Raw genomic sequence first — 8762 nt, 5'->3', positions numbered from 1 at the left:
TCGCAAGAGAGGTACTTCACGACATGGTGCAGAAGAACGGGAACGCCACAGGGTTGTCCCGGCGGCTCTTCCTGACCGCGACGGGCGTGGGCGCGCTCGGCGTTGCCCTGTCCGCCTGCGGCAGCGGCTCGTCCGGGACGTCGCCCGCATCGGCCCCGGCGGGCAATGGCTTCCCGCTCACCGTGCCCGGAGCCGAGGGTGAGGCCGTCATCCCCGCCAAGCCCGGCAAGGTCATCTCGGTCGGCTTCATGCGGGACTTGGACGAGGCGGTCTCGCTCGGCGTCAACCCCGTGGCCACGACGCCGTCGACGAACTTCGACTCCGGCCTCCCTCCGTGGGTCGAAGCGAAGCTCGGCGGCGCCAAGATCGAGCAGCTCAGCTACGAGGACAACCTGCCGTTCGAGAAGATCGCCTCGCTCGGCCCCGACCTCATCCTCGCCACGGACAGCTACAGCCTGGCCGACGACTACAAGAACCTGAGCGCCATCGCGCCCACTCTCTCGTACGAGAAGGACGTCGCCGAAGACACCTGGCAGACCCGCGCAACCCGGATCGGCAGCGCGCTCGGCCGGGCCGACGAGGCGAAGAAGATCGTCGCGGACGTGACCTCGAAGGTCGAGGCCGCCAAGAAGCAGCACGAGAAGTTGCTCAGCGGCAAGACCTTCACGTTCAGCCTGATCAACTCCGACGGCGCGATCGCAACGATCATCCTGCCGACCGACGCATCGGCTGCATTCCTGTCCCAGCTCGGTCTCACGCTGTCGCAGAAGGTCACCAGCCTGCCGCAGGCCGGACCGGCCGGGCGCGCGACCGTCGCGCAGGAGAACACCGACCTGCTCGATGCCGACCTCGTGCTGTTCTCGTTCCGTTCGGCGGAGGAGAAGGCGAAGGTCGAGGGCGACCGGCTGTTCCAGAACCTGCCGGCGGTGAAGAAGGGCGCGTACATCCCGATCGATGTCGAGACCGCGCTGTCGATCGCGTTCCCGTCGACCCTGAGCATCCCCTACGCCCTGGACAAGATCATCCCGCAGCTCGTGCAGGCAGCGGGCAAGGCGTGACCCACCCCATGACAACCTGGAAGGACCACCGATGACCCTGGCCAAGATCATTGAAGGCGAGGGCCTCGTCGTCGAACGCCTGCGCGCCGACCGTGACACGATCCGCGACCTGCTGCACAACCAGGGCGCCGTGGTGATGCGCGGCTTCGAGGTCGGCGGTGCGGAGGGCCTGGCCAACGCGGTGCGCGCGATCTCCGGCGAGCCGCTCACCTACACCGAGCAGTCGTCGCCCCGCGAGGTCATCAAGGACAAGGTCTACACCTCGACCTCGTACCCGCAGCAGGAGGAGATCCCGCTGCACAACGAGATGTCCTACCAAGCCGTGTGGCCGCTGACGCTCTACTTCCACTGCGTGGAGCCGCCCCTTACGCAGGGCGCCACGCCGCTCGCGTCCGTCCGCGAGGTCTACGAGGCGATTGACTCGTCGGTGCGCGAGGAGTTCGAGCGCCGCCAGTGGTCCGTCGTGCGCAACTACGGCGAGGACATCGGCCTGCGCTGGTGGACCGTCTTCGGCACGGAGAGCCGCGAGGAGGTCGAACGCCAGTGCCGCGACGGCGGCCTGACCGCGGAGTGGCTTCCCGACAACGGCCTGCGCACCAGGGCGGTCCGCGACGCGGTGCACAAGCACCCGTTCACGGGGCTGCCGGTGTGGTTCAACCACATCGTGCTGTTCCACGAGAGCAGCCTCGCCGAGGACGTCCGCGAGAGCCTCCTCGATGTCTACGGCCGGGAGAGCCTGCCGAACAACACGTACTACGGCGACGGCAGCGTCATCCCCGATGACGTGGTGGGTCACCTGCGGGCGTGCTTCCGTGCCGCGTCGACCCGGTTCGACTACAAGCGCGACGACCTGCTGCTGGTCGACAACATGTCGGTCGCGCACGGCCGCGAGCCGTTCACCGGCCCACGCAAGATCGCGGTGGCGATGGGCGAGGCGTCGAACGAGATCTGATGACAGCTGGGCCGGGGCACGTGTGCCCCGGCCCAGCGCTGCTGGTCGGTTGAATTGTGGCGCGAGGCTCTGTGACCTGATCGCAGGCTGATCTACGAGCCTGACCGGCTGATCGCCACGCGGTCACCTGCTGCAGGAAGCAGTTGAGCGGTGTAGGGATTGAGTTCGATCGGCTGGTCCTCACCGACGATGACGGTTCCACCTAGGTGGACCAAGTGGCGTCCGAACGCGTAGTTGGGTTCGAAAGCGAAGCTCATTCCCGGCACCAGTTCCATATCGGCCATGAAGGTGGGGTGGTCGGACACCAGTGGGTATCCCTCGGTGGCGGGACCGTGGCTGAAGAGCCCGCGGCCCTTGCCGACGGACAGGCCGGGGTTCAGCGAGTGCACCGCGATCAGGAACGGCCACCCGTTCGCAGCGTCGATGGGCTGGTGCATTGCGTCTACGAGCTCGCCGAAGGTTCGGCCTGGGCGCAGTACTTCGAGGCCCGCCTCGTACGAGGCGCGAGCCACCTGTGCGGCGCGGTAGACGTCCGGATGGACGTCTCCGACGGTGATCGTGACCTGGTTCTGTGCTTGGCGCCCACCGTGAGTGGCGAACACCTCCGCGTAGATGACATCACCGTCGCAGAGAACGCGCGGTGCCTGTGCGCGGTACGCCCAAGAGGGAATTCCGGCCGCGACCATGTCGTGCCCCGACCACATGTGCATGGCCGGGGGCAGCGATCCATGGCCGTACCCTGCCGCCATGCCCGCCGCGTACACGTGATTCTCTGCGACTCCGGGCGCCGCGGTCTCCACCATCGCCCTCACCATGTTGTCGCCGATCGTGGCCGCGTGCCGGACCAGCGCGATCTCCTCAGGACTCAACCGCATGACGAGCTGGCCGAACGACAGGTCGACAGGCCGAAAGCCGGCTGAGGGGAAACTGGACAACACGCTGCTCCAGATCCCGTAGGGGATGATCCCTTCGGGACTCCAGGGCATGTGCGGTCCCAGTCCGACGACACCGATGGCCGCTTCAGCGAGCCCGAGCGCGTTGATCGTTTCGATGATCGTCCTGGAAGTTCGCGCGCCGCGGAGGTTTTGGGGAGAGATCCACATGGCTTCGCCACGGCGGGTCGACTCCACGTGATCCATGATGAACATGGGGCCTGGCAGCAGTGCGATCGGTTCGCCGCCGCGAGGGAAGATCACCGTCGCGCCAGGTCGGTCGTTGGTGAACCAGGTGTCGTAGGCAACAGCAGCTGGACCGGCGTCTTCGTGTTCGCCGAAGACGAGCAGCGCTTCGACCCCTTCGCGGGCCATGAAGCTTCGAGCCAGGTCCCAACGACGGTTGCGCTCTGCCATCGACAACGTCGGCACATGGGTTTCGAGCACTTCTCGTCCTTCCTGAACGCGTTGTCACACACGGCCCAGCCAGCAGAACGTGCAGCGTCAGTGGTTCGACAGCAGTTTGATCAAGGTTTGCAAACCGTCGCCGACGCCTGCCCAATTGGTGCGGCGGCGCAGTCTGCCGCCGGCATCGGCGTTGATGAGTCCGTGCGCCGTGGCGGCGAGAAGAACGGCCAGATGATCAGCCGGCGCGGCTGGGAGATCTCCCGTGTTCTGCTGGTCCTCGATGATGGCGGCGAACTGGTCGAGCGCCTCCTCGGCGGCGAACCGCAATGGCCCCTCACGACCAGCCAACTCGGGGCTGTTGAAGAGCAGGCCGTAGCGTGCTGGATGTTCGCGACCGAACTTGACCAGCACATCGAGCGCGTTTGCCAGGCGTTCCGCCGGCGTGGACGGCGAGGTCCTGATCCGTACCCACTCCGCCGCCATGGCGTCGAAGTCCGCAGCCGCGACTGCGGCGAGCAGGTCGTCGCGACTGGGGAAGTGCTTGTAAGGAGCGTTGTGCGACACCCCAGTGGCAGCCGCGACCGCCCGGAGGGTGACAGCCACCTCGCCGCCCGAGTCGAGCAGTTCTGCGGCAGCCGCGACAAGCCGGTCAGCGGTGTTCATCGCGGCTGGGTCGCTTCGCCGCGAATCCGAAGGCCGACGAGTTCCTCGGTGTCCTCCCACAGCTTGGCTGCGCGTCGCAGGTCGTAGGAGACCTTGGCGGACCGCACTGCCGTCAAGGTTCCCTCGTGTGCTTGGAAGTACGTGCCGGACGCGTCGACGTAGCCGTTCTCAGTGGCCAGAGCCGCCAGGGAAGCGCCGGAGAAGGCCACATCCGAGGTTGTGACCCCGAGACGCTGGGAGACCCACTTCATGGCCGAAGTGGTGGACAGGCGCCGCATCGGAGCGGGCATCCCGCGCAGGAATCCTGTTTCCGGGATGGACCCCGGGTCGAACGCGATCGCGGAGACCGCGCTTCCCGCCTTGCGAAGGCGGCGGTCCAACTCGTAGACGTACATGACGGCGCAGAGTTTCGAGCTTGAGTAGCGTTTCCCCGCAGACAGTGCGGCGTCGCCGTTCTTGCCGACCTCGGCGAGTGCGAACGCATCGGGTTCGACCGCCGCTCCGACCATCTTCCCGTCCATCGAGTCCGGATCGTGGGTGCCGCTCGCCGTGTACACGACGCGTCCGTTCCTGCTCAGCTTCGGGAGCAGCTGCTCGACGAGCAGGAAGTGACCCAGGTAGTTCGTCGCGAACGTGGTCTCGTAGCCCTCCGGGCTGAACGAGATCGCGCCGTCGAAGCGGCCTCCTGCGTTGCAGACGATCGCGTCGAGCGAGGTGAGTTCGCCTGAGGCCAGCATCGACTCGATGGTGGCCGCCGCTGCGCGAACCGACTCGAGCGATGACAGCTCCAGTGCCACTGTCCTGACGGATGTGCCATAGGAAGAGCGAAGCTCGTCGGCAACCTCGCGCATGCGGTCAGGACTGCGTCCGGCCAGGACGAGGTCCACCTTCTGTGCGGCGAGTTTCCGGGACGCGGCCAAGCCAATGCCTGAGTGGCCGCCAGTGATCAGGATGGTTGTCATCGACATGCCTTCCGTGGGTTGACGTTGTCAACCTTACTCCCGCAGGTTGACGACGTCAACCTGCGGGAGTAATCGAGACCGTGATCACTGGTGGTGATCTGCAGCATGGTGAGCCGAGAGCCATTACGTTCAGGCCCGTGTCGAGTGGCTGAGATCGACGGCGGAGATTCTGACGACGTCTGCGGGCCGGAGCCGGTGTGTGTTGTGCTCAATCGCGAGATTCGCGAACTGGCCGACCAGATGTCGCGCACTGGCTTCGCAAGGAACGGCTTCTCGGCTGCCGAGCGTGTAGGTCGGCTGGTGGGTGCCCCTCGTCCCGTGAAGCAGGTGAGTTGGGGTCATACCCGGCCTGCGGTCCATGCGGACCACAGCTTCGCGTACTGCCCTCCAGTCTCGACGAGCTCATCGTGCGCACCCTGCTCCACGATTCGCCCACGGTCGATGACCACGATGAGGTCAGCCGTGGCGGCTTGAGTGAGCCGATGGGCCACGACGATTGCGGTCCGGCCTCGCAGCACCCGTTGAGCAGCCTTCTCGAGTACCCGTGAGCCACTGCTCCCCGCCTCTGCCGTCGCCTCGTCCAGGATGGCCACCGGCGGGTTGAGCAACAACAATCGCGCCAGCGCAAGTTGTTGTACCTGTACGACGGTCAGATCGTGTCCGCCGTCGCCGACGACCGTGTCGATGCCTTGCGGTAACGCTTCCGCCCACTCCGCTGCTCCCACGGCATCGAGCGCCTCGATGAGTTCGTCGTCAGTCGCTTCTGGCCTGGCGAGCCGCATGTCCTCGGCAAGCGTGCCGGCGAACACATGAACCTCCTGCGTCACCAAGGCGACGGCTTCGACGTTCTCCAGCGGCACACCACCGATGTGCACGGTCCCAGAAGATGGTGTGTGCACCCCTGCCAGGAGCTTGGCGAGCGTTGTCTTGCCGCCGCCGCTGGCGCCCACGAGCGCCACCGTCGCTCCCGCCGGAATTTCCAGGTCGATCCCGTGCAGTACGTCGTGTCCGGGCAGGTAGGCGTACCGCAGGTCGACCGCCTTCACTGAACCGTCGGCAGGGCGTTCTCGCCGATCGGTGCGAGTGTCGAGCGGCAGGTCCGCGACGCCGACGAGTCGGGCGAGGCTTGCGGTAGCCGACTGCAGAGTGTCGAGCAGGAACAGCACCCCGTTGATCGGCGTGAACAGGTTTGCGAAGTACAGGGCCGCCGCGCTGGCCGCGCCGATCGAGGCGATCTCGCCGCGCACCAGCAGAAAACCTGTGACGAGCACGGCGCAGAGCCCGACGAACTCCGCGACGTTCAGTCTGCCGAAGAACCTGGTCTGCAACCGGGTGACGGCGACTGTCATGCCGATGCTGCGATCGACTCGCGCGCCGACCCGTTCGACGTGATCGTCGGCGAGCTGGAACGCACGAACGGTGGCCGCCCCGCCCAGCGAGTCCAGCAGCTGCTGTTGTTCCGTGCCCGCCGCGCGGCGGCGCGCGGCGTAGAGCGGGGCTGACCGGCCCAGGTACCAGCGCGATGTCCAAGCCTGGATCGGCACGGCCAACAGGGCGGCGGCGCCGAACCGCCAGTCCAGCGCGGTGAGCCCGACGACCGTCAACGCGATGATCAGCGCCGACTGGATGAACTCGGGGAACGCCTCGCGGACCGCCGTGCTGATCATCGCGACGTCGTCGGTGATCCGCGACGTGAGGTCACCGGATCCGCCTTGTTCGATGCGAGCCAACGGCAATGCCAGCGCGTGCTCGACGAAGTCCTCACGGAGCGACGCCAAGATCTGCTCGCCGAGTCGCGAGGTCAGCCTCAGACCGATGTACGCGAGGCCGCCTTGTGCTAACGCCACGACGACCAGTTGGACGACCGGTGTCGTGATGGCTTGGCCGACGACAACGAGATCGACGACCCTGCCGAGCAGCCTGGCCGTCAGCATCGACACGGCGGCCGCGGCGAGCAGGCACGTGGCCGCAATGAGAGCCAGCCGCCGATGAGCTGAGATCAGCCGGAACAACGCGGCACGAGTGCGGCTCGCGGCAGCGATCGGCAGGAGACCGGTCACGACAGGATCAGCTCCCGGTAGCGCTCGTGAGCGCCCAGTAGATCAGCATGGGTTCCGGTTGCCGCGACAGCGCCGTCCTCCACGAGTAAGACGCGGTCGGCGACTGCGAGCAAGGCAGGACTGCTGCACAAAACGATCGTCGTGCGTCCGGCGCGCATGTCTCGGATGCCGACAGCAATGGCGGCCTCGGTGGCGGGATCCACCGCTGTGGTCGGATCATGTAGGACCAACACTGGAGGATCAGCGTGCAGAGCTCGGGCGAGCGCGACCCGTTGCCGTTGACCGCCTGACAGAGAACGCCCACGCTCTGTCACCGCTGTGTCCAGTCCTTCCGGAAGCACAGCCGCCATCTGCTCGACCTGTGCCGCACGGCCAGCGCGATCGATTTCCCCGATGGTGCCGGCGAGGATGTTCTCCACGACGGTGCCCTCGAAGAGGTCAGCGTCGTGGGGTGGCACCAGGACGGATGTGCGCAGTGCGTCAAGATCCAGGTCCCGCAACGGGGTTCCGTCCAGCGTGACCTTCCCGCTGTCCGGATCAGCCTCCCTGCCGAGGAATCGCCTCATGTCCGCAGCCTCCGCAGGATCTCCGGTCACGACGCCCACCAGTTCGCCCGCCCTGACCGAAAGGTTCAGCTTTGTCAGCTTCCCGCCGCCGACCGCGCTGAACTCGATTTCGCCGACGACCTCGCTGAGACAACGTTCTCCTTCAGCCACGGCGGGGGGAGTCTTCAGCACTCGCGCGATCCGCGCCGACGACGCCCTGCCTCCCGCGACGGCGCCGATGATTTCTCCGAAGGTCCCCATCGGACCCGCCATGAAGTGAGCCAAGCCCACTGCGGACACCAGCTCACCGACGCTGATGTCACCCGCTGCCGCGAGCCCACCGCCGACCAGCGCCACAATCGCCAGGAACACGCCGTTCACAGCGAGCACCGCGCCTGAGTAACCAGCCTCGGCTCGGCTCGTGTGAAGCGTTGCTGCCAATGAAGCCCTGCTCACCGACCGGTACCGCGCCACACCGGCCCCCTCGACGCCCAGGCCTTTGACCACTCGCACTCCGCGCACGAGGTCCGTGCCCACGGCGGCGGCGCGCGCGACCTGTTCCTGCTGATCCGACGCGCGGCGTTCCAGCGGACCGGTCAACGCTTTCATCAGAAGCATCACCGGGGGAGTGCCGAGCAGGATCAAGAGTCCTAACGGGACGGACATGAGCAACAACGCTGAACTGGCCACTGCGACTCCGACGACCGCCGCGATTCCGTGCGGCAGCATGAAGTTCACCATCGCAGTCCGGCGCGCATCCGCAGTCGCGATACTCACCAGTGCGCCTGGCGGCAGCCCGTTGTCCGCTCCACCCCTGTTGTCCAGCACCCTTGCCGCGAGCTGCAACCGCAAAGCGCGATCGGCCCTTACCCCGGCTAGCAGCCCCACGCGCGTGCCGAATCTGTAGGCCGCCGACAGCATCGTGAAATCTGCCGCCAGCACCGCTAACCAAATCGCCAACGCACCGGGATCACCGGTGGTCACCGCCCGGTCTAGAACCACACCGATCAGCAACGGCACCAACGCCTCGCCGGACTGATGCGCGATGAACAACGCGGCGGTGGCGGCGATCCTGCCCCGATGGGCGAGCACGGACTTGCGCAGCACGCCGCCGTCGTCAGGGCGACCCACCCTGCCTCCCTCGCTTAGATAGACACTCGTGTAGAAGTATGCCTACCCTAA

The 8762-nt window shown here is 66.5% G+C and carries 7 protein-coding genes; 2 read left to right on the top strand and 5 right to left on the bottom strand.

The window, feature by feature from the left end:
• Positions 1 to 23: 23 nt before the first annotated feature.
• Both ACFWN2_RS06535 and ACFWN2_RS06530 read left to right on the top strand, forming a co-directional pair.
• Positions 24 to 1058 (top strand): ABC transporter substrate-binding protein, encoded by a 1035-nt coding sequence (locus ACFWN2_RS06535; RefSeq protein WP_382425273.1) that lies wholly within the window; start codon positions 24 to 26, stop codon positions 1056 to 1058.
• A 31-nt stretch (positions 1059 to 1089) separates the two neighbouring features.
• Positions 1090 to 2010 (top strand): TauD/TfdA family dioxygenase, encoded by a 921-nt coding sequence (locus tag ACFWN2_RS06530; RefSeq protein WP_382425271.1) that lies wholly within the window; start codon positions 1090 to 1092, stop codon positions 2008 to 2010.
• 92 nt (positions 2011 to 2102) lie between these two features.
• Here ACFWN2_RS06530 and ACFWN2_RS06525 read toward each other — a convergent pair whose 3' ends face one another.
• The 5 genes from ACFWN2_RS06525 to ACFWN2_RS06505 all read right to left on the bottom strand — a co-directional run bounded on the left by ACFWN2_RS06525 (position 2103) and on the right by ACFWN2_RS06505 (position 8711).
• Complete coding sequence (locus ACFWN2_RS06525) at positions 2103 to 3389, bottom strand: M24 family metallopeptidase (RefSeq protein ID WP_382425270.1); 1287 nt, start codon at positions 3387 to 3389, stop codon at positions 2103 to 2105.
• Between the two features lie 57 nt (positions 3390 to 3446).
• Positions 3447 to 4013 (bottom strand): TetR/AcrR family transcriptional regulator, encoded by a 567-nt coding sequence (locus ACFWN2_RS06520; protein WP_382425269.1) that lies wholly within the window; start codon positions 4011 to 4013, stop codon positions 3447 to 3449.
• On the bottom strand, positions 4010 to 4975 hold the full coding sequence (locus ACFWN2_RS06515; protein ID WP_382425268.1) for an SDR family NAD(P)-dependent oxidoreductase: 966 nt from the start codon (positions 4973 to 4975) through the stop codon (positions 4010 to 4012). Before ACFWN2_RS06515 ends, ACFWN2_RS06520 begins: the two co-directional genes overlap by 4 nt.
• 338 nt (positions 4976 to 5313) lie before the next feature.
• On the bottom strand, positions 5314 to 6987 hold the full coding sequence (locus ACFWN2_RS06510) for an ABC transporter ATP-binding protein (RefSeq protein ID WP_382425266.1): 1674 nt from the start codon (positions 6985 to 6987) through the stop codon (positions 5314 to 5316).
• Between the two features lie 44 nt (positions 6988 to 7031).
• Positions 7032 to 8711, bottom strand: coding sequence for an ABC transporter ATP-binding protein (locus ACFWN2_RS06505; protein ID WP_382425265.1), 1680 nt, complete (start codon positions 8709 to 8711; stop codon positions 7032 to 7034).
• Positions 8712 to 8762: the final 51 nt, after the last annotated feature.

It is taken from the genome of Lentzea sp. NPDC058436, from assembly GCF_042721515.1.
Lineage (GTDB): Bacteria > Actinomycetota > Actinomycetes > Mycobacteriales > Pseudonocardiaceae > Lentzea.
This window is presented reverse-complemented; position numbering and strand designations above follow the sequence as displayed.

What these genes read in the sequence shown, in the direction of transcription:
- ACFWN2_RS06515 (WP_382425268.1), bottom strand. Translation starts at nt 4,975, where the DNA reads ATGACAACCATCCTGATCACTGGCGGCCACTCAGGCATTGGCTTGGCC.
- ACFWN2_RS06535 (WP_382425273.1), top strand. Translation starts at nt 24, where the DNA reads ATGGTGCAGAAGAACGGGAACGCCACAGGGTTGTCCCGGCGGCTCTTC.
- ACFWN2_RS06530 (WP_382425271.1), top strand. Translation starts at nt 1,090, where the DNA reads ATGACCCTGGCCAAGATCATTGAAGGCGAGGGCCTCGTCGTCGAACGC.
- ACFWN2_RS06520 (WP_382425269.1), bottom strand. Translation starts at nt 4,013, where the DNA reads ATGAACACCGCTGACCGGCTTGTCGCGGCTGCCGCAGAACTGCTCGAC.